Here is a 26,474-nt window from a genome sequence, read left to right as displayed (position 1 = left end):
GGCACGTGGCGATGCCTGGGAGAACAACACAGTCCAAGGAAACATTGTGCGTACGATCAAGGGCGGNCCGGGGCCGATCAATCTCGGTACCATGTACACCGGCCCTTCGCACCATGTCACCGATCACTCACAGCACACCGATCACTCCTATCGGGTCGATAATTCCCACCATGTCGCCGGCGACTACCACNACGTTTCCGGTGGAGGGGTCGTCAACACCGGCGACATCCATGGAGCCGGATCCATAGGCGGCTCCGGAAACGTACACAATGCCGGGGGCGGGCGTCCAGAATTGCAACCAGACCCGACCGAGCGGCGGGATGAGGAATCACGATGACCGGCGGGCCCTCTCCGGATCCTGAGAATCACAGCCAGAATATTCCCGGACCGTCGGTAAATCACTACTCCCCGACGACCAACTATGTCACCATCGCCCGAGGGACGGTCGACGAACCGGATGTGCAGCTCAGGCGAGTCTCCTTCGCAGACGGCCTAGAAATACTCGCCCGCCACTTCGTGCCGCCGACCGGAATGTCCAAGGCCCGGGCGATCCTGACCGAATATCGGGTCGTGCTGATCAGCGGCCGGCCTGGCACCGGCCGTACCTCCGCGGCCCGGATGCTGCTGCATGAACGCCCCGGCAACGACGGCACTTTTCATGAGCTCGCACCGACTGAGAAGGATCGTGTGCTGATCCCGCCGGGCACCATCGGCCAGGCGGACCGCGTGTCCTGGGATCTCTCCGAGGCTCGAGGATCACTCTGGGAGCGGGCGAGGAGCGAGCTGCCGGCGCTGTTCCAGGAGGTCAAGGAGCAACGCGCGTATCTCGCGGTTGTCCTCCCCGGCATGATGCCCTCCGTGCTCCCCCGGGATCTCGCGGCGTTCGGCACGCGCCTGACGAAGCCTCCGTTCAACGAGGTCCTGCAGCGTNCTTTCCGTGCAGACGGGTTCTCACCCNAGATGACGCTCGCCCCCACTCCAGCTGTGACGGACTTTCGCAACACCGATCCATCGATGCACGACGTCAGCCTTTTCGCAGGTCATGTTCGGCAGGCGTACGAAGCCGCGCGAGACGCGGACTTCGGCACGTGGACCGCCGACGCGTGNCAGGCGTTCAAGGATTGGGATGGCGAGGTCCGCAAACTCGCCGACAACCTGCCCGACGCGACGTCGCGCGCGCTGTTCCTCTCCACAGGCATGCTCCAGGGACTGTCCGGCCGTGACGTGTGGACCGCGGCAGATCTTCTGGTCCAGACCGTCGAGCCAGCCGCGCAAAGTACAACCGTTCTTACGCAGCCTGATCTCGCCAGCCGGATCACAAGGTTCGGCGGCGAGTACGGCCAGGACGGCAGAGTGCGGTTCCTGCGACCAGACTTCGACCGTGCTGTACGCGGATACTTCTGGAATCAGCGGCCCGACCTCCACCGCGCGATCGCGCGGTGGGTAGAAACTGCCGTAGATAATTCCGACTTCTCCTCCGAGGCGACGACACGCCTGGNCCTCGGCCTCGCCGAACAGCGCCTGCGGCACCATCACCCGAGCGACTGGCACGAGCTCGCAGACCTGGTTCGTACCTGGGCCGAGACGTCTCAGACCTGGCGCCAGAACCTCGCGCTGCAGATCGCCGCGAAGGCACTCCAGGATGACGAAGCAGGTTCGTTCTTCCGGCACGAGGTGTACCAGTGGTCGATAATATCCCGGCGCTCCCCTGGACTGATCTCCCTCGTGCGACGGGTATGCACGGACGTGATCGCAGATCGCCACCCTGATCAGGCCATGGTGNGACTGCACCATCTCGCACGACGGAACATGGACAACGNCAAGGTCACAGACAGCCTGCTGGACCTCGTACGAAGGCGGCCCGACTTCCGCACCTTCATGCTCGTCCGACTCGCCGAACACGTCACAGAGAACCGAACGCGGTGGGAACTGGACCGGAGGCTGTTCCTCCAACTCGCCGACGCCGCGGCCCTCACCGCAGCCNGCGCGACAGGCGATTCACTGCTCCACGAACCACGGGTGCGTCAAAGTCTCGTCACTGGCTGGCGCGAGGTGCTGCGTATCGCCGGGATGGAGGACTGGGCCGAGCAGGTGTCAGCCTGGCTGACGGTGGCGGAGACCGACGCCGGGCACCGGGACCAACTGCTGGACGTGCTCGCGCAGGCCGCCGCGGACGATCCCGCCGCTCCGGCGAAGCTTTTCCACGTCGCCTGGTCGAGGCNCACGGTCGACCCGAGCTCCTCCGGACGCAGGCGCGGCGGTGTCACCGACGCCTTCTATCGTGCGGTCTCCGCACGGCAGGCAGCCGCCTGGAGCGCCGGGGAGTTTGCATCATGAACCGGCGGTATCTGCCCGCGCTTGTCTGGGCTGTCGCCGCGTTCGTGCTGCTCCTGATCTCGTTGGTCGACCCCGGCGGCGCATGGCCGATGAGCACGGTGGCGACCCTCGTCCTGACGATCCTGACAGGTGCCCTCCTGACGATGTGGTTCCTCCGTCANCCGGACGAAGCTGGTACGAACAGCGCTACATCCCATCCGTATGCTCCGGACATTCCGGCACGGCCGGGAGAGGAGCGGATTACCACGGATCGGATGCCCAGNGCCGTGCCCGACTACGCATTCGTCTTCTGCGCCACCNTGCGCTGGTGGTCCACAGATGTACCGGACAGACAGACCCCCGGATCATTCGACCCACGCACGCTCGCCTGCGCGGCGGTCGTCGAACGGGCACGAACTATCACTGCTCAGCACGAGCCTCTCCACACATCCCTTGNCGCACGGGAGCTGGAGGCGGCACTGAGCGTGACTCAACGGGATTCCACCGGCCGGGTAACCGTCATGGCGGATAGAGTCGAGTTGACGCTGCCCGCGCCGGACCGTGAACGACTCGAACGCCTCGCCGCCGTCCGCAAGGATGAGGAGCTGTGGAACCAGGAACGCAGCCGGGAGGAGAACAGGCGCCGCTATCTGGCACAGGACGTGCTGCGGACTCCGGGCAGCGCGGTGGTGTGGTGGCTCGCCAGACACGAGGATGACGTCGCCCAAGCCGTCGCGGACCTGCGGAGTCTGGGCACCCTCTCCGCCGTTGTCAACAACGAGCCGCTGCCTGCCTGGTTCCGGAGCCATCTGCACGAGACGGCGGACGCTGCCTGCCCTAGCGAATCCGAAGGACAACCCGACGGACCCGGAGATGCCATGAGAGGCGACAGATCCTTCGAACCGCCTCAATCGGTCGGGCTCACTGTGACACCACGACCGGACCGGCCCACCGAGACCGCGCACTCCATAGAAGCGCTACTCCTCGACGCCGGCGTGGCTCCTGGAGACGTTCGACGTCCATATCTCCTCAAGGAGATCGCCGCCGCATTCGCCCGCAACCAGGCACCCGCCGCGGCAGACGCGATCGAGCGACATCTCTACAGCCCCGTCGAGATCAACCTCCCGCACCAGACAAGCACGCCCGAGCCGTCAAAGAACCTCATCTCCGACCCGCCCGGAGTGACGGGTGGCGAAAACACAATTCCGACCGTCGGACCGCGTTCGGGACCGCGGCTATTGTCGGGCACCTGGTCTGGCGTAGCATCCGCGGACACAACCGAACCGGTCGCGGGCGGCGAGCACCTGCTGAATGGTCGTCCGCCGGACGGCACTCCACCATCCGGCAGCCATCTCGGTCTCGCATCGGGCTAACGTTAACCCAGTCGCCGTAGACCTACGCCCCGGACCCGGTTCGGGGAGTGTAAGAACAACGGCTCTGTCGCACTTTCGGTGGTGACGGAGGGTGGTGTCAGCCGAGCAGGATCCGGTGGCGGAGGAGCGGGAAGCCTGCGCGTCCGTNCATCTGACGCTTGACGCCTTCGGTGCCGCCGTTGTGGTAGTCGCAGGTCAGGGCGGCGTTCACGGCGTCGCGGTCCAGCTCGAGCCCGCGGGTGAACGCGTGCAGGTGGGGCAGGTCCTCGGCCTGCGCCTCGGTGATCCAGGCGGTCAGCTGTTCGGCGTTGCCGTCGGCGGGGGTGAGCAGGGCNGCGAACGAGCGCACCAGGCCGGCGAGGGCGGTGATCTCCGGGCAGGCGGCGGTGAGCGTGTCGAGCAGCTCCCGCTGGCGGTCGGTGAGCTGGTCGGGGGCGGTGAGCAGGTAGCGGGTGAGTCGTCGTGGTGAGATCGCCGGACGGTCGGCTTCGACCCGCCCTTGGGTGATGTAGCGGTAGAGCAGGTTGAGGCTGCCGGTGTAGCCGAGCTGTGCGATCTCGTCGAACAGGCGCAGGACGGGGACGGCCGGGTCCTGTTCGCGTCGCTGGCGCAGGTGGTTGCGGTAGGGGTCGACGAGGGTGGGGCGGTACTGCGGTGCGCGGATGAGGCGTTCGGGTTCGCTGATCCGGGCGTAGCGTTTGACGGTGTTCAGCGCGAGGCCGAGGCGGCGGGAGCACTCGAGCAGGCCGACGCCGTGGTCGAGCAGGTCGTGGACCTGCGCCCAGCGTTCGCGGGTGGTCGCGGCCCGGGGGGCCCTCGCGCGGTGGTGGGCCGGCTTTGGCCCAGCAGACGCTGTGCGCGGCGATCTCTTTCAGGACGGCTTCGGCCAGGTTGTGCCAGAGGTGCCAGCGGTCGCCGACCTGCACCGCGTGAGGTAGCGCGCGGCGGACGGCTTCGGCGTAGGCGCCGGAGCCGTCGCGGCAGACGACCTCGACGCCCGGGTGGGCCCGCAGCCACGCCTCGAGGCTGCCGGGCACGCGGGGCACCCGCGGAGCCGGCAGCGGCAGCCGTAGCAGCGTCCGCAGTGCGGTGTGCCGGGAGACGACCACGGCCCGCGCGGCCGGCTAACTCCCGCACCACCACACCGACCTGCGCGGACAGTCGGGAGGTGAGGCGCTGGTACCCCGGGTAGCTGCTCGCGGAAGGTCTGCCGGCAGGCCCGTGTCGGGCACACCAGGCGGCGCACCCGCACCACCACGACCACCCGGCGGGCGTCGACGGGCAGATCGACCACCGTCCGCAGGTGGTATCCGTGCACCCGCGACGTCTCGACGCCACAGCCAGGACAGGCCACCGGCGCGTCCGGCGTCCGCGTCCGCGTCCGCACCCGGATCAGCCCACCGTCGTCGATCACCTCTTCCACGACCAACGGCGACAACCCCGAAAACGCCAGCTTCACCAGACAATCCGCACCACACATGACACATCGTGTCGACTTACATCCGGCAGACCACCGATCCTCGGGAACGAGACTCCCCAGAGACCACGCTCCGTCACCACCGAAAGTGCGACAGAGCCGAAAGTGCGACAGAGCCGAAAGTGCGACAGAGCCGAAAGTGCGACAGAGCCGAAAGTGCGACAGAGCCGTTAGCTGGACAGTCCCCCGGTGTCAGCGCGATGGCTGGCTGCTACGGCTTGCGTCCGACGGCCCCGTAGAAGCTGACCTGGGCGTCGGTGAGGTCGTTGGGGGTGTCGTCGTCGGGACGCCAGCGGTGCACGATCTGCAGGCCGGGATCGAGCAGGTCCAGGCCGTCGAAGAAACGGGCGACCTCGGTGCGACCGCGTTGCTGCGCGGGAATGCCGCCCGCCCGGTAGGCGGCGGCGACCCTCTCCATACCTTCGTCGTAGTCGGCGGTGGCGTGGGTGAGGGTCAGATGGCTACCCGACGGCAGCGCCTGCAGGAGCCGGNGCAGGATGCCGTGAGGGTCGTCGGAGTCGGGGAAGAAGTGGATCGTCGCGATGAGGGAGAGGGCTACCGGCTGGGTGAGGTCGAGGGTGGCGCGCAGCTCGGGAGCGTCGAGGATGCTCTCAGGGTTGTGGAGGTCGGCGTTGAGGTAGGCGGTACGGCCGGCCGGGGTGCTGGTGAGCAGNGCGCGGGCGTGGGTGAGCACGATCGGATCGTTGTCGGNGTAGACGACCCGGGCGTCGGNNGCGANGNCCTGNGCGNCCTCGTGCAGGTTCGGGCTGGTGGGNATGCCGGTGCCGATGTCGAGGAACTGGCGGATCCCGACCTGCGCGGCCAGATAACGGGTAGTTCGGATCATGAAAGCCCGGTTCGCCTGGGCGGCGATGCGGGCGTTCGGGAACACCGCCAGGGTCCGCTCGGCGGCTTCCCGGTCGNCCGGGAAGTGGTCCTTGCCCCCAAGGTAGTAGTCGTACATCCGGGCCGAATGCGGCTGATCGGTCTTCAGGTCGACCGGGCTGCGCTCTTCGGCGAGGGTCTTCCACCACGTCCCGACCTGCGTGCTGTGTGGATCCGCACTCGTCACCCGCGACCAACCCCTTGTGTATTGGACGATCCTCACAAATCACCCTAGTGCAGCGCCCGGAGTGGTGGTGTCGGCCGCCTCATGCAGGCTCCGGAACCCGATCNTGCGCCGGCGGAGCTCACNGACCATCGCGATGAGGTCCTGCCGCCCAGGGGTGCCGGGAGAGCCGACGGGACGNTGTTCGTGGCCTTCCAGCCCGCGGTCAGCCCCGAGGCGTTGAAGGAGATGAGCCAGCGGGTCCGCCGATGGCGAATCCACACGCGAACCAGACACGACCTGAGCGAGCTCGCCGCACTGATCAACCCGGTCGTGGCGGGCTGGATGAACTACTATGGCCGGTTCTACCGGCCGCAGATGTCACCCTCCTGCAACGCATCAACACCTACCTGATGCGGTGGGCTGGCAAGAAGTACAGACGGCTACGCCCGTTCAAGCGGTTCAGAGCATGGTGGACCGGGATCCTCGATCGAGAGCCCGGACTGTTCGCGCACTGGGCCTGGGCATCCCTGCCGACCGGACACGGCGAGAAGAGCGGAGTGAACCGAGAGGTTCACGCTCCGTTCTGTGGGAGCCCGGGGGTGCGATCCCCCGGGCCACCCGACCAGGATCTCGCCCGGCTGCCAGCCTCACCTCGACGCACGAACCCCTACGGCTATTCGAATGCGGCCGCGGCCTCCCGCCGTACCCGGATCAGAGTTTCCGGATCGTCCGGCCCGGACTGCCCCGGCGTGTAGGTCACCGTTCGCAGGCGACCCGTGTACCGGAAGCTTCCGTGCCGTTGGTGGACGGGCCAGGAAACCGGGGACTTGCGGTCCACCCCGACGCTGATTCCCTGCAGGGGCGCCATGCCGATCAGTTGATGCACGCTGGCCAGCCGCCCGGTCCCGGCTCCCCCTACCTGTCAGGATGGCATGAGACAGGTGATGTCTATCATTTTGCGACCGTGGCGGGGTAGGGAGACGAGGATCGTGGTGGTGGCGGTGACGGCCGGGCGGGGTCTGGTCGATGATGGCCGGGTGGAAGATCGTGAGGATGGCCGGTCGCGGCCGGATCCAGAGGTCGAGCCGAAGGCGCGGCGGCGGTCGTTCTCGGCGGCGTACAAGCTGCGGATCCTGACCGAGTACGAGGCGGCGACGTCGCCGGGTGGGAAAGGTGCGATCCTGCGCCGGGAGAACCTGTACTCGGCNCATATCGTGGAGTGGCGCAAGGNCCGTGAGGCGGGGGCTTTGGCGGGTTTGTNGAAGCCGAAGGGCCGTCCTGCGGTGGATGAGCGGGACCGGGAGCTTGAGAAGCTCCGGGCGGAGAAGGCGCGGTTGGAAAAGGAGCTGACGCAGGCCCGCTTCGTGATTGATGTGCAGGGAAAAGTCTCCAAGCTCCTGGAGACGCTCTCCGAGGGCATTCCCGAGATCAGCGACGGCCGGAACTCGCCGAACAAGCGGAACGAGTAGTCGAGGATGGTGTCGCGAGTCTGACCGGCCGGGTCGGGGTGGCCGTGGCGTGTCGGGCGATGGGTCGGTCACGGGCGACGCACTATCGCCGGCATCGGAAAAGCCCGGCCCCGCCGCGGCCGGCGCCGATCCCGCACATGCAGCGCCGGCAGCCGGCGGCGTTGTCGCCGGCCGAGCGGGAGCGGCTCGTCGCGTTGTTGCACTCGGAGCGGTTCGTCGACGCTTCCCCGGCCCAGGTGTGGGCGACCCTGCTGGACGAGGGTGTCTACCTGGCCTCGGAGCGGACGATGTACCGGCTGCTGGCCGAGCTCGGCGAGACCGGGGAACGTCGCCGTCAGGNCACCCATCCCNCCCACGTCAAACCCGAACTGATCGCGGGGACACCGAACTCGGTGTGGAGCTGGGATATCACGAAGCTCCGCGGNCCGAAGAAATGGACCTACTTCCACCTGTACGTGATCATCGATGTGTACAGTCGGTATGTTGTCGGCTGGATGGTCGCGGACCGGGAGTCCGCGGCTCTCGCGGGGGACCTGATCACAGCCGGCTNCGCCAAACAGCGGATCGGCCGTGAGGAGCTGACGATCCACGCCTATCGGGGAACGTCCATGACCTCGAAGACCGTCGCGTTGCTGCTCGCTGATCTCGGTGTCACCCGTTCGCATTCCCGGCCTCGGGTGTCGAACGACAACCCGTATTCCGAGGCGCACTTCAAGACGATGAAATACCGGCCTGACTTCCCGGCTTCGTTCGAGAACCTCCAGGCCGCCGGGGCCTGGTGCCGAGGGTTCTTCGACTACTACAACAATCAGCACAGGCATTCCGGGATCGGGCTGCTTNCCCCGGCGGTGGTCCACCACGGCCAGGNCGCCGCTGTCCGGAAGGCCCGCGCTGCCGTCCTGGACGCCGCCTACGCCGAGCATCCCGAACGGTTCATCCGTCGTCCTCCAGCACCACCAGCGCTGCCCGAACCGGCGTGGATCAACCGGCCCCCGGAGGAGGAACAGCCCGACCAGACAGACACATCATCCGGCTAATTTCTGCAACATCCTGCCTGAAACAGCTTGACGGGTTCCACCCGGGAGTTCCCTGAATTTGCAGGTCCATTCACGGAGAGACCGGTAATGTGCGGTTTTTACTGACCCAAGGCGAGACCGGCGGTGAGGAGTTTGCAGGCTCGGCATGGATCGCAATCGCTCGGGTCGGTGATTTCCTTCATGGTCGATGTCCGGCGGCGCCGACGTGGACAAACGGGCGGGAACTGGTAGTCTTCGCGGTGAAGAAACTTCTCGGGTTGGCTTGATCGGCCCCAGTTCCCATCCTTCCAATTCGGAAGCACTTTCCCGTCACCGAAACCTCGCAGGCGATCATCGGCGCGGGTCCGAGACCGAAGTTCACCGAGTAGGAGTGTGCCATGTCAGTGTTGGAACGGTTCCGGCTGGATGGTCGGGTCGCCGTCGTCACCGGAGCATCCTCGGGTCTCGGGGTGGATTTCGCCCGGGGCCTCGCCCAGGCGGGCGCGGACGTGGTCCTGGGCGCCCGCCGGGTCGATCGGCTCGCCACCACCGCCGAGACCGTGGAGAAGGAGGGCCGTCGCGCACTCGCGGTCGCCACCGACGTCGCCGACCCGGCCTCCTGCGACGCGCTTGTCGTCGCCGCGGTGGAAGCCTTCGGCCGCGTCGACATTCTGGTCAACAACGCCGGGATCGGCACCGCTGTCCCCGCGCTGAGAGAGACCCCGCAGCAGTTCCGCTCCGTCATCGACGTCAACCTGAACGGCTGCTACTGGATGGCCCAGGCAGCGGCCCGGGTCATGCGGCCCGGCAGCAGCATCGTCAACATCTCCAGCATCCTCGGTCTGACCACCGCCGGTCTGCCACAGGCCGCCTACGCGGCGAGCAAGGCGGGGCTGATCGGGATGACGCGGGATCTCGCCCAGCAGTGGACCGGCCGGCGCGNCATCCGGGTGAACGCCCTGGCCCCGGGCTTCTTCCGCTCCGAGATGACCGACGAGTATCAGCCGGGCTATCTCGATGCCCAGATGTCCCGCGTACTCGGCGGACGGCTCGGCGAACCGGAGGAACTGACCGCGGCGCTGGTCTTCCTGACCTCCGACGCCGGTAGTTTCGTCACCGGGCAGACACTCGCCGTAGACGGCGGCTTCACCGTGACCTGACGGCGGCGAGGTCGATCTCGGCGGCACCGGCCAGCGGGACTGCAGCCGTGACCTTGCCGATGGAGGCGTAGACGTAGGTCTTATTAATGGACTGCGGGACATAAAACCCTCTAGGGTGGCCGAAGCAGTCATGCGAGGAGACGGGAGGACGGATGGGCGACGCCGATCAGCCGGCCATCATGATCGCGGCCGAGGGTGACATCCGGATCATCACGATCAACCGGCCCGCCGCGCACAACGCGGTCGACGCCGAGCTGCATGCCCGGCTGGCCACCGTCTGGGCCGAGATCGCGGCGGACCCCGGCGCCCGCGCCGCGATCCTTACCGGCGTGGGTGCGGACTTCTGCGCGGGCGGCGACTTTGCCTTCATGATGCAGGCGGTCGACCCCGCGGGTCGCTGGCGCGTGATGGAGGAAGGCCGCCGGATCATCGAGGAGATGCTCCGGTTTCCGCTCCCGCTGGTCGCGGCTGTGAACGGTCCCGCCGTCGGCCTCGGTGCCAGCATCGCGGTCATGTGCGACCTGGTCGTGCTGGCCGACTCCGCGTACCTCGCGGATCCCCACGTGTCGGTTGGACTCGTCGCCGGCGACGGCGGATCGGCGACCTGGCCGGCGCACGTGAGCATGCTGCACGCGAAGGAGTTCCTTCTCCTCGGAGACAGGATCGGATCGGACCGCGCGGTCGCGATGGGGCTTGCCAACAGGGTCGCGCCGGCCGCGGACCTGATGACCGTGGCCCGTGAGCTTGCGGGCCGGCTCGCCGCGCTTCCCGCGCGCGCGGCGCAGGACACCAAGCGCGCCCTGAACCTCGTACTCGAACAGAACATGGCCGCCACACGCAGCTACGCCCTCGTCGCGGAGCGATTCAGCATGGGCGACGACGACCACCAGGCCTTCCTGGCGGCGGTACGGGAGAGGCGGGCGCGCCGTCAGGCCTCGTCCTGAGGACGGGGGCCGAGTGGTGAGCTCTGTCCGCGGGACTCGTGCGTCCGCTCCCCGTGCGCTCAGCACGGCCGGCCCGGCCCGGGTGGCGGGTGACCTGGCTCTCCGGCTGATGGGCTGGCCGTCGGGCGACTGCAGGCGTGCTGACGGTCCTGGCTACTGCTTCGGGTTCAGGAACGTCCCGACCGTCTGGGCGGCCGCGCGGCCGACGATGCGTCCGGCGCGGGCGGACGGCCCGCGGGTGGCTACCGAGAGCGGGTTGGCGCCGAAGGCGTCGATCGACTCCTCGTCGGCGAACACGACGTTGGTGCGGGCCGGCGCAAGGCAGGACAGCTCCGCGCCCAGGTCACCCCACGCGCCGGGCTGGCCCGGCGGAGAGGGGGGGAGCACGAGTACCGCCTGGGCTCCCCGGGCCAGGTCGGCGTTGCTCGCCGAACGCACGCCGCCGTCGACGTAACGGCGTCCGCCGATGGTGGCCGGCGGCCAGACACCCGGCACCGCGCAGCTGGCGGTCACGGCGTCGACGAGGCCGACCCCGCAGTCGCGGGTGAACACGACGAGCTCGCCAGTGGCCGCGTCGACGGCCAGGATGCGCAGGTCCCGCACGGGCCACAGATCGCTGTCCAGCCGTCCTGCGATGACGGCGCGACGGGTCGCTTCGCTGACCGTGTCGGTGGCCAGGGCGAGGGCACCGATGCGACGGCGGCGGTCGGCGGCGTCCCTGGCCCCGCCGACCGCCGTGCCGAGCCGACTCGCCAGCTCCGTGAGGTCGAGCTCGATGTCGAGCTCGGAGGAGGAAGGGGCCAGTTGACGGTCGTAGAGGGCGGCGAGCGGGGTGTCACCGGTGATCTGTGCGGCGACCGTGGAGCCGGCCGACGTGCCGATGACGGTGTCGGCGGCCAGCAGACGCGCGGCGAGCGGTTCGTCGACGTCGGCGATCCCGCGGAGAACGCCCAGTTCCCACGCGACACCGGCCACGCCACCACCGCACAGAACCAAAGCGAAGGTCACAGTCCCCTCCCACCTTGCGCTGAGCACAGGCCGGGCCGGCCACAGCCTGTAGCTACTACGCGGCCCAGACCGAGGACCCCTGCTCTGACGACCTGTCAGTCCGAGGCAGGCAGAGTGCGCGGCGCGCGGATGGTCAAGGGCACGCCGTCAACGCTCAACGGACCGGATCCTGCCGAGGTCACGAGCAGTTCGAGCCCGAGTCCGGCGTCTTCGAAGCGCTTGCCCATCGGCAGGTCGAAAGCCAGGTCGTCGGCGGCGACGCGGTCGCCGTCAGAGTCCGACATCGGCTGACCGGCGCACGCGAGCTCGACATCGATCTTGGGCGCCCGGATGACGATCACGGACGCGGTCCCCACCCGGCTGTGCAGGCGGCTTCCGACGGACAGTTTCACGAGTCCTCCAACCCTGGGCCGGCGATGAGGCCGGCCTTCCTGAATGCGCCGACTTCCTTCGCCGAGAAGCCGAGCTCGATCAACACCTCACGCGTGTGCTCGCCGAGCGTCGGCGGTGGCCGGTCGAGGAACAGGTCCTGGTCGACGAAGTCCCAGAAGGCGCCGGGCTGGGTCAGCCGGCCGTACTCGGGGTGCTGGTAGGACACCGCCAGTCCCAGGCGCTGGTTCTCCTCGTCCCGGAGGAAGGCCAGCTCCTGCTCGGTCCGGACGAGCTCCGCCGGAACGCCACGCAGCGAGAGCTCCGCGAGCAGCTCTTCGGGCTCGCGGTCGGCGAGCGCAGCGGCGAGGTCGGAGGCGCCGCAGACGCTTCGCAGTGCGTCCTGTTGCTCGGGCGTCGTCGNAGCGACCGCGACGAACCGCTCGCCCACCGGATAGATCCGATAGTAGGGGTCGAGGCCGAACAGGTTCGGATCCACGGCCGGGACCGCGGCGACCTCGCCGGTCGTGCGGTCGAGGCAGGTCTCGCTGTTGGTCATGGTCGCCGCGGCCAGCAGTGAGGACGTCGTCCCGGTGGCACGGCCCGTTCGATCGCGTTCATAGACGGCGAGAAGCGTCGGCAGCAGCGAGGCGAGCGCCGCCTGGTGATCCATCATGCCGAAGCGGTGCCACAGCGGCGGGTTGCCCTCGCCGGCACCGGCGAGCATCCAGCCGCTGGCGGCCTGGGCGATCGGGTCGTAGCCCGGCCACGCCGACTTCTCGCCGTGCGGCCCGTAGGCGCTGACGTGGGAGAAGACGACGCCGGGGTTGACAGCTCGCACGGACGCCTCGTCGAGGCCGATCCGGTCCGCCGCGGGGCCTCGCATGTTGTGGTGCACGACGTCGGCCCAGCGGATCAACCGCCGCAGTACCTCCTTCCCCTCCGGCCGGTTGAGGTCGACCGCCAGGGACCTCTTGCCGCGTTGGGCCCCGATGAAGAGCATCTCGCTGCGGCGCATCCGCTCCCCGGTCGTCGACTCGACCTTGATGACGTCTGCGCCCAGGTCGGCCAGCAGCATCGGCGCGAGCGGGCCAGCGAGATAGGAGCCCAGGTCGAGCACGCGCATACCCGCGAGCGGCCGGGCGGCGTACGGCTCGTTCCTGACGTGGGCCGCGGGCCGGTCTGTCCAGTTCGTCCAGGACTCGTCCAGTGCGGGAGCAGGTCGTCGCACCCGGGAGGGTGGCGAGGTGGTGAAGGGCGCGGCGGCCTGACGGACCTGACCGAGCCGGGGATGGTCGAGATCCACGACATAGTCGTTCACCCGGACCTGCTCGTCGCGGAAGACGGCGCCGAGCTCCTCGACGTACTCCGCCGGGACGTCGGTCGCGTGGAACGACTCGATCCACTCGTGCGCGGGGCGGGTCCTGAACATCCGGCGCCACAGCGCCTGCGCCTCGGCGGACGGCATCGTGCCGAAGGGCGAGTAGGGCGGCTCCTCCCCGAGCATCGCGCAGGACTCCAGGACGAGCGGGTTCTCCATGAACCCGCCGAGCGTCTGCACCCAGCGACCGTCGCTGCACTCGAAAAGCGTCATCGTGACGTAGGGCATCGCCTTGGGCAGCGGAATCTTCGCGCGCAGGAAGTCACTCGGAGACTCCGCGTCGTTCCAGAGCATCGCCAGGACGGCCAGCAGGCCCTGGTGGAGGCTGGTGTGGACCGGACCGGCCCGGCCCGTCCGCTGCCGGGTGATCAACCGGACCAGCACGCCAGCCGCCACGAGGTACGCCGTCGGCCAGCTCGCGATCGGAAAGCGCAGGAAGCACGGCCCCGGGCGGTGGCTGAGCTGCTCGTCCATCGCCCCGGACCGCGCCTGCACCAGGATCTCCGCCCACGGCCGCTCGGCGTCCAAGTGGCCGTGGGCGTACCCGATGACAGAGGCGGCGATCAGGTCGGGGAACCGGGCTCGGAGCTGGGTGTCGTCGAGGCCGTGCGCGGTGGCCTGGGCCGGCGTCAGCTCGTGAACCAGCACATCCGCCCCGGCCAGAAGCTGGTCGAGGCGGGCCCGGTCGCCGCTGTCGCCGAGGTCCAGCACGAGGCCGTCCTTGCTGCGGTTCCAGGTCTCGAAGGCCGTGGGCTGCCGGGACCGGACCGGATCGCCCGCGGGGGGCTCGATCTTCAGGACCTCCGCGCCCGCCTCCGCGAGCAGCTGGGTTGCGACCGGACCGGCCAGTCCGGTGGTCAGGTCGACGATGCGGATCCCGTCGAGGATCACTGGTCCTCCTCAAGGGCGAAGGTCGGGAGCGCCCACCCGCCGCGATGGGTGATGCGTAGCGCGACACGGTCCCCGGCCAGCAACGGCCGGCCGGGGGCCACGTCGACGAGGTGGGTCATCAGGGTCCAGCCTTCGTCCAGGTCGACGACGGCGATGACATAGGGCNTCGCGACATCCGCCACCGGGGCGCGGTGCACCACGGACCACGAGTAGAGCGAGCCGCGCCCGGCCGCCGGCGACCACGACCAGGTTGCGCTCAGGCACGTCGGGCAGACCGGCTCCGGAACGAAGAACCTGTGCCCGTTCGGGCACAGCGGCATCGTCAGCCGGCCGTCGACGAGCTCCTTCCAGAACGGCCCCCAGAGATCGTCGAAGACGGGCACAGGCAGCTCCGTCATCGGTCCGCCCCGAGGATCGCCAGTTCATAGTGCTGGGCGCCCGACCCCGCGTTGGCCACGAGGGCGTGCCGGGCCGAGACCACCTGGTTGACGGCCGTGCCCCGCAGCTGGCGCACGGCCTCGATGACGCGGATCGACATCTGCTGCGTTCCGTTCCAGGAGTGCGCGAGGCATCCGCCGTCGGGGTTGACGGGCAGCGCACCGTCGAGCTCGATGACCCCCGCGTCGACGAGGCCACCGCCGTCGCCCGCCTCGCAGAACCCGAGCGCCTCGAGCTGCCGGATGACCTCGAAGGAGCTGGGGTCGTAGACGGACAGGACGTCGATGTCGCCGCGGTCGAGGTCGGCGAGGCCGAGGGCGCGCCGCATGGCGAGCGCCCCGAGGTCACCGACCTCGCGNAGCAGGGCCGGGTTGGCGTAGGCGCCCTGGTGGTACTCCATGCCGCCCCCGCGGACGACGACCGCCTTCTGGCGCAGGTCACGGGCGCGATCGAGCGTGGTCACGACATACGCCGCCCCGCCCTCCGCCGTGAGGCAGACCTCGAGACGGTGCAGCGGCGACGCCACCATCGGCGACGCGAGGACGTCGTCGACGGTGTACGGACCGCGGCCGTGCATGACCGCCTCTTCGTTGACGTGGCCGTTGTTGCGGATCACTGCCGCGACGCGGGCGATCTGCTCGGCGGTGGTGCCGTGGTCGGCCATATGCCGCTGCGCGACCAGGGCGAAGTGCGGCACCACGTAGCAACCCCACAGGTCGCTGTAGGTGGCGCCGGAGCCGCCGGGAACCGGGCCGCCGCCGAACACGCCCGCCATGCCGCCCCCGACCACCACCACGTCGCAGAAGCCGGCCGCCACCATCGCGGTCGCCTTGAGCAGCCCGCGAGCACCGGCGTTGTCCATGATCGTGTCGCTCGACAGGGACGCCCGCCGCCCGAGCAGCCGGGCCCACGAGCTCGTCTCGCCCGCGATGCCGCCCGGGCCCGGCCAGTCGAGCAGCACCCCGTCGACGTCGGCGCGGTCCAGGCCCGCGTCGGTCAGGCAGCCCAGCACCGACTCGAGCGCCAGGTCGAAGGAGGTGCGCCCGTCGAGGCGACGCGCCTGTTCGGTGACGTGCACACCGGCGACGGCCACCGGGCGGCCGTGGGTCATGCCGATCCCTCCTGCTCGGCGAGCCATCGCTCGTGGCGGGCGAAGTGGTCGGCGTCCCGCGCCACGAGGACGGCCTCGGCCGCCGCGAGCTGCGCTCCGCTGCTCGCCAGCACAATCTGGGCCTCGATGAACCACCGATGGCCCTCCCGGCGCACGAGCGACGCCCTGCCGAGCAGCGGCCGCTCGACCGGCACCGGTCTGACGAAGCGCACCGACAGCTGACCCGTCACCGCGAGCTGCCCACGGAGCACCACGACGTGCCCGGCGAGCTCGTCGAGCACCCCGGCTGTCCAGCCGCCGTGCGCGACGTTCGGGCCGCCTTCGTGCTCGCGCGGGCAGTGCAACTCGTACGCGACGGCGTCGCCGTCGACGATCTCACTGGTGACGCCCAGGCGGCAGAGGCCGGTCCGGCGGCACGACGCGCACAGGACGACCCCGTGCGGGCCCCAGCCACGGACCGTGGTCAGCGCAGCCGTCACGCCGGGATCCGTTCGGGCAGGTCGAACAGCTCGCGCATGGTCCCCTCGGTGATGCGGTCGATGACCGCCTGGTCCACCCCGTCGAACAGCTCGTGCAGGACCTTCTGCGTGTTCGGGAAGGTCCCCTCGAGATGCGGATAGTCACTACCCCACATGACCTTGTCGTAGCCGAGGGCCTCGACCGTCGGCACCGCGCTGCGGTCATGCTGGAACGAGGTGTAGACCTGCCGAAAGATGATCTCGCTCGGCAGCCGCNACAGCTTCGGGCGCACGAACATGTCGTGCTGCCGNTAGCNCTCGTCCATCCGGTCCGCCAGCGCCGGGATCCACGAGCAGCCACCCTCGGCGATGACGATCCTGAGGTCCGGGTGCCGGTCGAGGGCACCGGAGGCGACGAGATGGGTCACCACGCGCTGCCCCGGCATCGTCGTCTCGACGTAGTTGATGACGGCTCCGCCAGGACCGCGCGCCACGACGGGCGAGGCCCCGGTGCCGACGTGGAACGACAGCGCCATCCCGGCCTCGGCGGCGGCCGCCCACAGCGGCTCCCAGATCTCGTTGTTGTAGGGCATCCCGGCGGGCGGCGTCGTGGGTAGGTAGACGTGTTGGAAGCCGAGCTCCTTCGCGCGTCCCAGCTCGCTCACCGCGTCGGCGACGTCGAGCGCGCTCACGATCGCCGAGGGCAGCAGCCGCGCCGACGCGCTGGCGAAGTCCGCGGCGCACCAGTCGTTCCAGGCCCGGGCGCACTCGCGGGAGAGTTCGGCATCACTCATGTTCGAGATCCACAGGCCGCGGGACGGGAAGACGACCTCCGCCCAGACGCCCTGCTCGTCGAGGTCCTGGAGCCGAGCCGACACGTCCTCCGCGCCAGGGGGTCNCATCGCGTCGGAGAAGGAGATGGGGTCGCGCCGCATCACCTGACCGTCGACGTACACAGTCTCGCGGTTGTCGTCACGCACCGTCCACGGCGCCCGCTCGGCGAGCGCCGCGGGCAGCGCCCGCTTCCACAGGTCGAGTGGTTCGAGCACATGGGAGTCGGCCGAGCTGGCCCAGATCTTGTCGGTCATGGTTCCTCCACTGCCTAGGCGAGCCGGGCGGCCTGGTCGGCGGGCAGCACGCCGTCGGGTGCCGTGTCCGACGACGCGTCGAGGTCGCTGGGAAAGATGATNGAGCTGCGGGCGAGGTTGCCGCCGTCCGTGGCCGGCAGGCACACGCCCGACATGTACGCCGACTCGTCGCTGATCAGGAACAGGGCGGCGTTGGCGTTGTCGCGAAGAGCGGGGGGACGGGCCAGCTTCAGGGGGATCGACCCTGCGTAGGGGTCCCACGACGGCTGCGCCTGCTCGTACGACAGGCCGAGCACCTCGGCGTCGGGCGGCATCGCGAAGTTCACGCTCATGCCGTGCGCGGGNCACAGCGCGTTGGCCCGGATGCCGAACCGCCCCAGATCGAGCGACAGGGACTTTACCAGACCGTTGACCCCGTGCTTGGCGGCGACGTAGCCCGGGAAGCCGGGGTAGGCGACCAGCCCGGCCATCGAAGAGACCGCGAGGATCGTCCCCGCCCGGTTCGCCTTCATGTGCGGTACCACGGCGCGCGCCGCGTGGTACACGCCGAAGAGGTTGGTCGACACGACGTCCACGAACGACTCGAGCGTGGCCTCCTCGAACGGTGTCGCGCCGAACCCCTCTTCCGGAATGCCGGCCGAGCACATGAGCGCGTCGACCCGCCCGTAGGTCGCCACCGCCGCGGCGACGGCGGCCGCACAGTCCTTCGGGTCGCGGACGTCGCAGGGCGTGCCGGTGACATCCCCGCCGGCCGCCTTGATCTCGCCGACGACACGTTCGACCCGCTCGGGACGCACGTCGGTGACAACCACGCGCGCACCCTCGGCGGAGAACAGGTGGGCGCTCTCGCGACCCAGACCGGAGCCGGCGCCGGTCAGCAGGACGGTCTTGCCGTCGAGCCGGCCGGTCATGCCGACACCTGCGGGTACGCGATCGTCTTGGCCTGCAGATACTCCCGGAAGCCGTCCTCGCCGTGCTCGCGGCCGACGCCGCTGACGCCGTAGCCGCCGAACGGCGTGTCCGGCGACAGGTAGAACGCGGGCCCGAGGTTGACGGTGCCGGTACGCAGCCGTCGGGCGATGCGCCAGGCGCGTTCGGGGTCGGAGGTCTGCACGTAGCCCGACAGCCCGTAGACCGAGTTGTTCGCCACCCGGACGGCCTCGTCGTCATCGCCGTCGTACCGCACGACCGTGAGCACCGGCCCGAACACCTCGGTCTGCGCGATCTCGTCGTCCTCGCCCACATCGGCGACGACCGTCGGGAGGTACCAGAATCCCTTCCCGCCCCGGTCACCGCGCTCACCGCCGACGAGCACGCGCGCCCCGGCGTCGCGCGCCCGGTCCACCAGCGCGGCCATCCGGTCGAGCTGTTCCCGGCGGATGATCGGTCCGACCACGTTGCCCGAGTCACGGGGATCACCCCACGGCAGGACGCCGACGATCGCCGCGAGGCGCTCGAGCACCTCGTCGTACACGGAGGCGTGCACGACCATGCGGGTCGCCAGCGCGCAACCCTGACCGCTCGAACTCATGCACATCGCGACGCCGAGACCGGTGGCCTGATCGAGGTCGGCGTCGTCGAGGATGAGGTTGGCCGACTTCCCGCCCAGTTCGAGACACGCCTTACGGATGCCGACCGCGGCCCGCTCGGCGATGCGCCGTCCGACCGCGGGCGAGCCGGTGAAGTGGAACATGTCGACGCGGGGATCTGCCGTCAGCGCCTCGCCGGCGATGGCCTTGTCGGCGGAGCTGATCACGTTCACCACGCCCGCCGGGATCTCGGTGTGCTCCGCCACGATCCGGGCGAGGGCAGCGCCCGACAGCGGGGTGTCGGGCGCCGTCTTGAGCACCACGGTGTTCCCGGTCGCGAGCGCGTGGTCGACCTTCCACAGGTCGGTCATGAAGGGCGCGTTCCAGGGCGTGATGGCTCCGACGACGCCGTACGGCTCGTACCGCACCCGGCGAAGGCTCTGCATGCCCAGCAACGAGAAGGCCGGGAAGTCGGTCTCCCAGGGAAAGCGGCCGATCAGGTCGTTGAACCACGACATGTTCTCGATCTGGGCCTCCACGTGGGAGTCGAGCACGCTCGAGCAGATGCCCGCCTCCGCCATCTGGAGGGCCCGGATCTCCTGCGTCTCCTTGCGCAGACCGACCTGGAGTTGCTGCAGGCACCGCTGCCGCAGCTCGTGGTCGGTCGCCCACGACGTGGTGTCGGCGGCGTCGCGTGCGGCGGCCACCGCGTCCGAGACGTCCTCGGCGTCCGCGTCGGCCGCGGTGGCGACGACCGACTCGTCGCAAGGATCCACGACGTCGAAACGCCGGCCAGAGCGGGCCTCGCGGAAGGATCCGCCGATGAACAGCCGACCCTCGTACTCATCGTGAGCCACGTCGTCTCCCAACTTTGCACGGTGTACGGAACAGGCATCCGCAGCGCTGCCACCGGCCGCCCGAAGGCCGGTCGGCGGGTCGCCCGCCGACCTCAGTCGCCACCATGTCCGCCCGACCTAAGCGGTCCACCCGACCTTCGCGACCACTGCAGGCAGAGGTCGGGCTTGCGCACCTTGCCGGACGGAGTGCGGGGCAGCGCCTCGTCGACGAGCAGGACGGACTCGGGCCACTTCTGCCTGGCCACCCTCGCTGCGTCGAGATGGCGTCGGACGTCCTCGAGCGTCACCTCACGACCGGCGACCGGTACGACGGCGACGCACACCCGCTCGCCGGTCCGCGCATCGGGCACGCCGATGACCGAGAGTTCCCGGGCCCCGGGAAGNCCGTCGAGCGCGGCCTCCACCTCGGCGGCGCTGATGTTGATCCCGGCGCGGATGACGATGTCTTTCTTGCGGTCCACAAGCCGGAGCCAGCGGCCGCTTGCATCCTCCTCGACGACCCCGATGTCACCGGTCGCGAAGTAGCCGTCCTCGTTCGTCGCGCTGCCCGCGGCTCCGAGGTAACCGCTGAACAGATCGGGGCCGCGGCTGTGGATCTCGCCCTGCGCTCCGACGNCCACGAGCGCGCCATCGTCGTCGAGAAGCCGCAGCTCGACCCCGGGGAGGATGCGCCCGTCGGTCGTCAACCGCGCTCGACTGCCGTCCGAACTCGCGGACAGGCTGATCGACGGATGTTCCGTGCACCCATAGCCCCGTGTCACGGCGACACCCGCGCTCTCGAGCCGTTCGGCGAGCGCCCTGGACACCGGGGCCCCGCCGAGGCTCGCCGTGTCCATGAGACGGAGGTGGTCCGGCCTCAGGCTCGGCTCGTCCAGCAGCGACGTCGCGAACACCGGCGCGTACAGCGCCGGCGGCAGCTTCAGCTCGTCCATCAGCGCCACGACCGAGGGGGGAGACCAGACGTCGAGGAGATGGATGTCCTCGCCGCGGACGGGTGGGACGAGAGCGGTGGCGAGCATGCCCGTGACATGGGACAGCGGAGCTGCCGCCAGCCGGGCGCCGGACGGTAGGGACGGTGCCATGTGGAAGCGAACCTCGAAGGCGAGCGCCTGATGGCTGAGGACGACGCCCTTCGGCTCCGCGGTCGTCCCGCTGGTCCAGGTGACGGCCGCCGGCGCCTCGGGATCGATGCGGGGCAGGTCCCCGGCTCGCTTCGAGTGCCCCACGGCGCCGGCGTACGGCGTCGCCCACGAGGGGATGGGACCGTCGCCCACAACGATCACCTCGCCAAGTGCGGGAAGCTGCTCGCGCAGCCCGGCGACCTCGTCGATGGGACGCCGGCCGCGCACCTGTTCGGCCACGACCAGGCAGCGGNCCTCGCTTCGTCGCAGGATCCCGGTCAACTCGTGCTCGCGGTAGTACGGCGCGATCGGCACGAGCACCGCGCCGCGCAGAAGGGCGCCGACGAAGCAGACCAGCGCCTCCGACCAGTTCGGCAGTTGGAACGCAAGGGCATCGCCCTGGCGCACGCCCACGGACTCCAGGTGGGCGGCGAGGGCTCGCCCACCGTCGAGCACCTCCGCGTAGGTCAGGCAGGACGGATGGGTCNCCGAATGCGTGCGCACGACACTGCGGGGCGAGCCGCNGAACCCCTGGACCGCGACATCCACCAGCGTGNGGCCGTCCCACCACCCTGCCTCGCGGTAGTGGCGCCGCAGCTCGGGCGGGACCGTCCAGGCCGGTAAGCGGCTCCCACTCATGGCCGAGCGAGGATCGTGATCGCGGCGGTACCAGGAGCACCGTAGAGATGCGCATAGCCGATCCGCGGCTCGTTCGGCACCTGCCGCTTGCCGGCCCGGCCGCGCAGCTGGGTCACAAGCTCGTGGATCTGGCGGAGACCCGACGCGCCGACCGGCTCGCCGTTCGCGAGTAGCCCGCCGTCGGTGTTGACCGGGAGGCCACCGTCGATCTCGGTCCAGCCCGTGGCGACGAGCTTCTCCTGGTCGCCGTGCTCGCAGAAGCCGTTCTCGGCCATGTGGATGACTTCGGACCCGGCGTCGGTGTCCTGAAGCTGGGCCACGTCGACCTCGGAGGGGCCGATACCCGCCTTCTCGTACGCCTCGCGTGAGGCGTCGACCGTCACGCTCTCGACCTCGGCGAGCGGCAACGAGGTGCTCATGATCTCGAAGGCACCTTCGCGGCGGCTGCGCAACGCCNTGGAGAGGACCCTGATCGGGGTGCCCGAGTAGCTGCTCGCACTGCTGCTCCGCGTGACGAGTACGGCCGCCGCGCCCTCGTTGGGCCCGCAGTACATGTACTGGGTGAGCGGGGAGTTCAGCAGCTCGGAGCCCAGGATCTCGTCCTCCGAGAGCGGCTTGCGCCGCCAGGCGTCGGGGTTGCGGGCACCGTTGCGGAAGCTCTTGGCGGCCACCCGTGCCANCGTCCTCGCAGTCACGCCGTACAGGTGCAGGTAGCGGGTTGCCTTCATCCCGAAAAACTGCGTGGTGAGGTACAGGCCGGCCTGGCCGTACCACGCTGGTAGTCCAGAGACGGAGGGATCGGCCACGAAGGCNCCGCGCGGGTGCTTGTCGAGTCCGACCGCCAGGGCCAGGTCGCATTCGCCGCGCTCGACCGCGGAGACGGCGNCATACAGCGCGGTGTTGCCGGTAGCGCACCCGTTGAAGACCGATCGAGCGGGCACGCCGGTGAGNCCCAGCCTGGCGACCAGAGCCTCCGGGCAGTCGACCTCGAGTGAACCGGTGAACATCGCTCCCACGTCGGACCACCTGGCCCCGGCGTCGACGAGGGCCCGCCGTGCCGCCTCGGCTCCCAGGTCGAGCGCGCTGAGTTCGGCGTACCGACCGAAGGGGAACAGCCCCNTACCGATGATCGACACGTCCGACATCAGGAGACCTCCTCGACGGGGGAAAAGGCGAACGTCACGACATCCCGGCCCTGCGTGTCCTGACCGAAGGGCTCCATGACGAGCTCCATCTCCTGACCGATCCGGAGCCTGTCGGGGTCCGCTTCGGTGATCCGCGTCTGGATCTTCAGGAAGCCCGGCAGCTCGATGTAGCCCACGGTGAANGGCCTGAAGTTCTCCTCGCTGAACGCCGTGGTGGAGTCCTTCGAGGCCGGTGGGCGGAACCGCTGGGTGGTGAACGTCCAGAGGTTTCCGCGCCGAGGTAGCCGAATCTCCTCGGTCTCGACGAGGCTGCCGTCGTCAGCCATCACGTGCTCCGGTCGCGGGAACAGGACGCGGTCAGTGCCGGGCACCCTTCCCGCGATCAGCTCGGGCTCGTCCGCGGGCCACGTGAACAGGCCTTCGGCCAGGGGGATCGGTGCGCTCACCGCTCAGTCCTTCACGTCCGGGATTATTGGACTCGGGAACAGTAACCCGCCGGAGGGTGTCGGAGCAATGCGCTGGTAGGACTTTGTTCGATGACTGAAAGCAGTCATACAACTACTTTCCGTTCGGATTGAGGGTGGGGTGACAGGCGCCGGTCCAGGGCTCGGCGCGTGATCTCCTCCGGTCCGGTGCGGGTCTCAGTGCCCGGTGAAGTCCGGGGCGCGCTTCTCCCGGAAGGCACGCAGACCCTCCTGGGCATCCTCGCTCGTGTTCACGAACATGACGGCGAGGGCGGCGTCGGAGAACGACTGTTCCAGGGTGCTCGTCGCCCCGTCGCGCAGCAGCCGCTTCGCGACCCGAAGCGCGAGCGGGGACCGGGCGGCGAAGGCGCTCGCGAGGTCGAGCGCGACCTGCGCGAGCTCGCCGTCGGGTACCACCTCGTCCACCAGTCCCAGCTCGCGCGCCCGCGCCGCGCCGTAGACCTCGCCGAGGGCGACCATGCGGTAGGCGGCGCCGTGGCCCATGACGCGCGGGAACAGCCAGGCGCCGCCCTCGTCGGGCAGCAGCCCCACCCGAGAGCTGGTGTCGCCGAGCTTCGCCGACTCGCCCGCGACACGCAGGTCCGCGGTAAGCGCCAGGGTGAGCCCGCCCGCCACCGCGGCTCCGTTCACGGCCGCGATGACGGGCTTGTCGAGGGCGAGCAGGTCGCGCACCACCGCGTGCAGGTCGTGCTTCAGGTTCTGCGCCCGGCCGAGCTGGCCGGCGAGCTCGGCGGCGAGCCTCGGGTCGTCACCGCCGATGTCTCCTCCCGCGCAGAACCCCCGCCCGGCACCGGTCAGGACGAGGACCCTCACGGTGTCGTCCCGGTCGAAGCGATCGATCGCCGCCCGCAGGTCGGCGCACATCTGGCTGTCGTAGGCGTTCATCCGGTCCGGCCGGTCCAGCCAGAGGCGCACGACGTTGGGGGCCGCGTCCTCCCATCGCACCGTCGCGTACTCGTCGAACAGATCATCGCCGGACATGTGTTGTCTCGCTTTCCTGGCGGCGCGTCACGGAGATCACGCCGGCATGCGCTGTCGGACCTGGCGGGGGCGTTCTACTCTGGGTTCTGTGACGGTCGCGCGGCAGGAATCGACCGCAAGGCGGGGGCCGGGCCGCCCCCGCGACGAGGAGCTCGCGCAGCGTGTCCGCACGGCGGCGCGCGAGGAAGTCGCGGAGCTCGGGACCTATGAGGTGACGCTGGCGTCGATCGCGCGGCGCGCCGGGGTCGCCAAGAGCACCGTCTACCTGCGGTGGCCGAGCGTGATGGACCTGCTCGCGGAGGCACTCGTCGAGGTCTCCCAGTTCAAGCTGCTGCCCTCGAAGGGCGACCTGCGCGCCGATCTCCTCCAGCTCGGCGAGCAGGTCGTCCGGGTCTCGATGGTGACGCCGCTGTTGGAACTGCACATGCATTTCGTCGCGATGGGAGCCGCGGCTCCGGGGGTCTACCGGCGGTTTCAGAGCTACGACATGGCACTTGGCATCGCCCGCGGCAAGGAGATCTTCCTGCTGGCCCGCGAGCGGGGCGAGATCGGCCGGAACATCAACCTCGACACGGCCGCGAGCGCGTTCATGGGTGCCCTGCTCATGAACGCGCTGCTGGGGACCAAGACCTCCACCCCCGACCAGAAAATGATCAAAAACGTGGTCGACCTGTTCGTCGCCGGGCTCGTCCACGCCTGACGCCGCGAGGCTCGTCCTTGCCGCCACTTCGAGGTTATCGTACCGTCGTCCACTAATTGCCCCTGCGGCCGCGGGCGGCGCGACGACGGGAGCCGGCATGAAGCGCGAGCTGTTCACCGACGAGCACAGGGCCTTCCGCGAGATCGCTCGCGCCTTCTACGACAAGGAGTGCGCCCCCCACTCCGCCGAGTGGGAGAAGGCCGGCGTCACCGCCCGCGAGCCCTGGCTCGTCGCGGGAGCGATGGGACTCATCGNCTGGGAAGCCCCCGAAGCCTTCGGCGGCCAGGGCATCAAGGACTTCCGGTACAACGCGATCATGACGGAGGAGATGTACGCGACCGGCACGGTCGGCATCNGCATCGGGCTGCAGAACGACATCATGGCGTCATATCTCGTGGACATGACGACGGACGAGCAGAAGGAGCGGTGGCTCCCCGGCTTCGTCAACGGAGAGTTGATCACTGCCATCGCGATGTCGGAGCCCGGGGCGGGGTCCGACCTGGCGGGCGTCAAGACCTCCGCCCGGCGCGCGGGAGACCACTACGTCGTCAACGGCTCGAAGACCTTCATCAGCAACGGGCTCCTGAGCGACCTCGTCGTGACCGTCGTCAAGACCGATCCCGCCGCGGGCCGCAAGGGCATCAGNCTGCTCGCGATCGAGCGCGGTATGGAGGGCTTCGAGNGGGGCCGCAACCTCGACAAGATCGGGCAGAAGTCGGCCGACACCGCGGAGCTCGTCTTCAACGAGGTGAAGGTGCCGGTCGAGAACCTCATCGGCGAGGAGAACCGAGGCTTCTACCACCTCATGAGCAACCTCCCGGCGGAACGCCTGGGCATCGCGATCAACGCGGTCAGCCAGGCTCGGCGCGCGGTCGAGCTGACCAAGCAGTACGCCTCCGACCGCAGCGCCTTCGGCCAGCCGATCGGCACCTTCCAGGTCAACCGCCACGCCATCGCCGAGATGTCGGTGAAGGTCGACGTCATGNAGACCTACGTCGACCGGTGTATCGAGGCCGTGAACGCCGGCGAGCTGACGGCTGCGGAGGCCGCCGGCGCGAAGTACTGGGCGACCGAGACGCAGTGGGAGATCCTCGACCGCTGCCTGCAGCTCCACGGCGGCTACGGCTACATGAACGAGTACGAGATCGCCCGGCTGTGGCGCGACTCGCGCGTGCAGCGACTGTACGGCGGCACCAACGAGATCATGAAGGACCTCATCGGGCGTTCGCTGGGCTTCTGACCCGGGACCCCGAAGCGGCGAGGTCCGGCCGCCGGTCCACGGACCCGACTCGCGCGTCGGCGGTGCGGCTGTAGCGCAAGGAAATCTGTGACAAGTCTTGCTATTTTTCGCTCCCTGGTCCAATAATGACGCCCGGCGACGGCCGACGTTGGATCAGCCCGGCGGCTCGGGCCGGGTACGCGAGTGGCACGGGAGTCCCCGCGATGGGGCAGGCACCGAGGCCACGT

Annotated in this window: 16 protein-coding genes and 26 pseudogenes; 15 read left to right on the top strand and 27 right to left on the bottom strand. The window is 69.4% G+C overall.

Translation table 11 applies throughout. The features are described from left to right. Window positions 1–3,837: 3,837 nt before the first annotated feature. The 6 genes and pseudogenes from UK94_RS49760 to UK94_RS49725 form a co-directional block, all read right to left on the bottom strand. Window positions 3,838–4,023 (bottom strand): annotated as a pseudogene (locus tag UK94_RS49760) (ISL3 family transposase); the annotation flags it as partial. A 1-nt stretch (window position 4,024) separates the two neighbouring features. Then, window positions 4,025–5,169 (bottom strand): annotated as a pseudogene (locus tag UK94_RS32500) (transposase family protein); the annotation flags it as partial. Window positions 5,170–5,377: 208 nt separating this feature from the next. Continuing rightward, window positions 5,378–5,657, bottom strand: a pseudogene (locus UK94_RS49755) (SAM-dependent methyltransferase); the annotation flags it as partial. A gap of 1 nt (window position 5,658) precedes the next feature. Then, window positions 5,659–5,839, bottom strand: a pseudogene (locus UK94_RS49750) (SAM-dependent methyltransferase); the annotation flags it as partial. A gap of 103 nt (window positions 5,840–5,942) precedes the next feature. Next, window positions 5,943–6,089, bottom strand: a pseudogene (locus tag UK94_RS49730) (SAM-dependent methyltransferase); the annotation flags it as partial. A 1-nt stretch (window position 6,090) separates the two neighbouring features. Then, the coding region (locus UK94_RS49725) for an SAM-dependent methyltransferase (protein WP_235487741.1) at window positions 6,091–6,238 on the bottom strand (148 nt) is incomplete at its 3' end. Between the two features lie 225 nt (window positions 6,239–6,463). Here UK94_RS49725 and UK94_RS49720 point away from each other — a divergent pair. The 9 genes and pseudogenes from UK94_RS49720 to UK94_RS12570 all read left to right on the top strand — a co-directional run bounded on the left by UK94_RS49720 (window position 6,464) and on the right by UK94_RS12570 (window position 10,806). Further along, the gene (locus tag UK94_RS49720; protein WP_235487738.1) at window positions 6,464–6,628 is read left to right on the top strand and encodes a group II intron maturase-specific domain-containing protein; all 165 of its coding nucleotides are present in this window, start codon (window positions 6,464–6,466) and stop codon (window positions 6,626–6,628) included. Window positions 6,629–7,254: 626 nt separating this feature from the next. Further along, a pseudogene (locus UK94_RS49715) lies at window positions 7,255–7,424 on the top strand (IS3 family transposase); the annotation flags it as partial. Between the two features lie 54 nt (window positions 7,425–7,478). Beyond that, window positions 7,479–8,025 (top strand): annotated as a pseudogene (locus UK94_RS49710) (IS3 family transposase); the annotation flags it as partial. Between the two features lie 12 nt (window positions 8,026–8,037). Then, a pseudogene (locus UK94_RS49705) lies at window positions 8,038–8,110 on the top strand (hypothetical protein); the annotation flags it as partial. A gap of 1 nt (window position 8,111) precedes the next feature. Further along, window positions 8,112–8,235, top strand: a pseudogene (locus UK94_RS49700) (transposase family protein); the annotation flags it as partial. 1 nt (window position 8,236) lies between these two features. Then, window positions 8,237–8,525 (top strand): annotated as a pseudogene (locus tag UK94_RS49695) (integrase core domain-containing protein); the annotation flags it as partial. A gap of 575 nt (window positions 8,526–9,100) precedes the next feature. Further along, window positions 9,101–9,644: pseudogene (locus UK94_RS12575) on the top strand (SDR family oxidoreductase); the annotation flags it as partial. A gap of 1 nt (window position 9,645) precedes the next feature. Then, window positions 9,646–9,862 (top strand): SDR family oxidoreductase (locus UK94_RS49690; protein ID WP_235487670.1); only part of this gene is annotated, 217 nt, incomplete at its 5' end. Window positions 9,863–10,014: 152 nt separating this feature from the next. Then, window positions 10,015–10,806 carry an enoyl-CoA hydratase/isomerase family protein gene (locus tag UK94_RS12570; RefSeq protein WP_011603794.1) on the top strand — a complete coding sequence of 264 codons (792 nt, stop codon included), beginning with the start codon at window positions 10,015–10,017 and terminating at the stop codon, window positions 10,804–10,806. Between the two features lie 153 nt (window positions 10,807–10,959). On the opposite strand, the gene UK94_RS12565 is transcribed toward UK94_RS12570, so the two are convergent. The 21 genes and pseudogenes from UK94_RS12565 to UK94_RS12505 all read right to left on the bottom strand — a co-directional run bounded on the left by UK94_RS12565 (window position 10,960) and on the right by UK94_RS12505 (window position 24,307). Then, complete coding sequence (locus tag UK94_RS12565) at window positions 10,960–11,814, bottom strand: patatin-like phospholipase family protein (protein ID WP_055749983.1); 855 nt, start codon at window positions 11,812–11,814, stop codon at window positions 10,960–10,962. Window positions 11,815–11,909: 95 nt separating this feature from the next. Next, complete coding sequence (locus UK94_RS12560; protein ID WP_011603792.1) at window positions 11,910–12,206, bottom strand: hypothetical protein; 297 nt, start codon at window positions 12,204–12,206, stop codon at window positions 11,910–11,912. Between the two features lie 401 nt (window positions 12,207–12,607). Next, window positions 12,608–14,455, bottom strand: a 1,848-nt coding sequence (locus UK94_RS12555) for a CoA transferase (RefSeq protein ID WP_235487668.1), incomplete at its 3' end; no start/stop codon positions are given. After that, a pseudogene (locus tag UK94_RS49685) lies at window positions 14,452–14,620 on the bottom strand (OB-fold domain-containing protein); the annotation flags it as partial. The pseudogene UK94_RS49685 and the gene UK94_RS12555, both read right to left, overlap by 4 nt. Window position 14,621: 1 nt before the next feature. Next, window positions 14,622–14,853, bottom strand: a 232-nt coding sequence (locus UK94_RS49680; protein ID WP_268761320.1) for a zinc ribbon domain-containing protein, incomplete at its 3' end; no start/stop codon positions are given. A gap of 1,147 nt (window positions 14,854–16,000) precedes the next feature. Continuing rightward, complete coding sequence (locus UK94_RS12540) at window positions 16,001–16,483, bottom strand: PaaI family thioesterase (RefSeq protein WP_231861612.1); 483 nt, start codon at window positions 16,481–16,483, stop codon at window positions 16,001–16,003. Beyond that, window positions 16,480–16,738: pseudogene (locus UK94_RS49675) on the bottom strand (amidohydrolase family protein); the annotation flags it as partial. The gene UK94_RS12540 and the pseudogene UK94_RS49675, both read right to left, overlap by 4 nt. Before the next feature lie 41 nt (window positions 16,739–16,779). Then, on the bottom strand, window positions 16,780–17,340 hold a 561-nt coding region (locus tag UK94_RS49665; RefSeq protein WP_235487667.1), incomplete at its 3' end, for an amidohydrolase family protein. 21 nt (window positions 17,341–17,361) lie between these two features. Next, window positions 17,362–17,550: pseudogene (locus UK94_RS49660) on the bottom strand (amidohydrolase); the annotation flags it as partial. A gap of 102 nt (window positions 17,551–17,652) precedes the next feature. Then, window positions 17,653–17,894 (bottom strand): annotated as a pseudogene (locus tag UK94_RS49655) (oxidoreductase); the annotation flags it as partial. Window position 17,895: 1 nt separating this feature from the next. After that, on the bottom strand, window positions 17,896–18,461 hold a 566-nt coding region (locus tag UK94_RS49650; protein WP_235487664.1), incomplete at its 3' end, for an SDR family oxidoreductase. Beyond that, entirely contained in the window at window positions 18,458–19,936 is a 1,479-nt protein-coding gene (locus UK94_RS12525; RefSeq protein WP_041939169.1) for an aldehyde dehydrogenase family protein, read from the bottom strand. The genes UK94_RS12525 and UK94_RS49650, both read right to left, overlap by 4 nt. A 1,756-nt stretch (window positions 19,937–21,692) precedes the next feature. Further along, window positions 21,693–22,152, bottom strand: a pseudogene (locus tag UK94_RS49645) (thiolase family protein); the annotation flags it as partial. A 1-nt stretch (window position 22,153) separates the two neighbouring features. Beyond that, window positions 22,154–22,375: pseudogene (locus UK94_RS49640) on the bottom strand (thiolase family protein); the annotation flags it as partial. Window position 22,376: 1 nt separating this feature from the next. Then, window positions 22,377–22,508: pseudogene (locus UK94_RS49635) on the bottom strand (thiolase family protein); the annotation flags it as partial. A 1-nt stretch (window position 22,509) separates the two neighbouring features. Next, window positions 22,510–22,581 (bottom strand): annotated as a pseudogene (locus tag UK94_RS49630) (hypothetical protein); the annotation flags it as partial. 1 nt (window position 22,582) lies between these two features. Then, window positions 22,583–22,646, bottom strand: a pseudogene (locus tag UK94_RS49625) (hypothetical protein); the annotation flags it as partial. A 1-nt stretch (window position 22,647) separates the two neighbouring features. Continuing rightward, window positions 22,648–22,815, bottom strand: a pseudogene (locus tag UK94_RS49620) (thiolase family protein); the annotation flags it as partial. Between the two features lie 25 nt (window positions 22,816–22,840). After that, window positions 22,841–23,017: an OB-fold domain-containing protein gene (locus tag UK94_RS49615; RefSeq protein WP_235487737.1), complete on the bottom strand. Its 177-nt coding sequence runs from the start codon at window positions 23,015–23,017 to the stop codon at window positions 22,841–22,843. Window positions 23,018–23,024: 7 nt separating this feature from the next. Further along, window positions 23,025–23,167 (bottom strand): annotated as a pseudogene (locus UK94_RS49610) (hypothetical protein); the annotation flags it as partial. Window positions 23,168–23,482: 315 nt separating this feature from the next. Then, window positions 23,483–24,307 (bottom strand): enoyl-CoA hydratase-related protein, encoded by an 825-nt coding sequence (locus UK94_RS12505; protein ID WP_055749976.1) that lies wholly within the window; start codon window positions 24,305–24,307, stop codon window positions 23,483–23,485. 88 nt (window positions 24,308–24,395) lie between these two features. On the opposite strand from UK94_RS12505, the gene UK94_RS12500 reads away from it, so the two are divergent. From UK94_RS12500 to UK94_RS49580, 6 genes and pseudogenes are all read left to right on the top strand, one after another. Further along, the gene (locus UK94_RS12500) at window positions 24,396–25,007 is read left to right on the top strand and encodes a TetR/AcrR family transcriptional regulator (protein ID WP_011603780.1); all 612 of its coding nucleotides are present in this window, start codon (window positions 24,396–24,398) and stop codon (window positions 25,005–25,007) included. Between the two features lie 97 nt (window positions 25,008–25,104). Continuing rightward, window positions 25,105–25,261: pseudogene (locus UK94_RS49605) on the top strand (acyl-CoA dehydrogenase family protein); the annotation flags it as partial. A gap of 1 nt (window position 25,262) precedes the next feature. Next, a pseudogene (locus UK94_RS49600) lies at window positions 25,263–25,362 on the top strand (hypothetical protein); the annotation flags it as partial. A 1-nt stretch (window position 25,363) separates the two neighbouring features. Next, a pseudogene (locus UK94_RS49595) lies at window positions 25,364–25,652 on the top strand (acyl-CoA dehydrogenase family protein); the annotation flags it as partial. A 38-nt stretch (window positions 25,653–25,690) separates the two neighbouring features. Next, window positions 25,691–25,992 (top strand): annotated as a pseudogene (locus tag UK94_RS49585) (acyl-CoA dehydrogenase family protein); the annotation flags it as partial. Window position 25,993: 1 nt separating this feature from the next. After that, a partial coding sequence (locus UK94_RS49580; protein WP_268761319.1) for an acyl-CoA dehydrogenase family protein occupies window positions 25,994–26,247 on the top strand: 254 nt, incomplete at its 5' end. Window positions 26,248–26,474 lie beyond the last annotated feature (227 nt).

This window comes from Frankia sp. AvcI1 (assembly GCF_001420875.1).
Lineage (GTDB): Bacteria > Actinomycetota > Actinomycetes > Frankiales > Frankiaceae > Frankia > Frankia alni.
The sequence above is the reverse complement of the archived record's forward strand: the minus strand, read 5'-3'. Positions and strand labels throughout refer to the sequence as shown.

What these genes read in the sequence shown, in the direction of transcription:
- UK94_RS12570 (WP_011603794.1), top strand. Translation starts at nt 10,015, where the DNA reads ATGGGCGACGCCGATCAGCCGGCCATCATGATCGCGGCCGAGGGTGAC.
- UK94_RS49720 (WP_235487738.1), top strand. Translation starts at nt 6,464, where the DNA reads ATGAGCCAGCGGGTCCGCCGATGGCGAATCCACACGCGAACCAGACAC.
- UK94_RS12505 (WP_055749976.1), bottom strand. Translation starts at nt 24,307, where the DNA reads ATGTCCGGCGATGATCTGTTCGACGAGTACGCGACGGTGCGATGGGAG.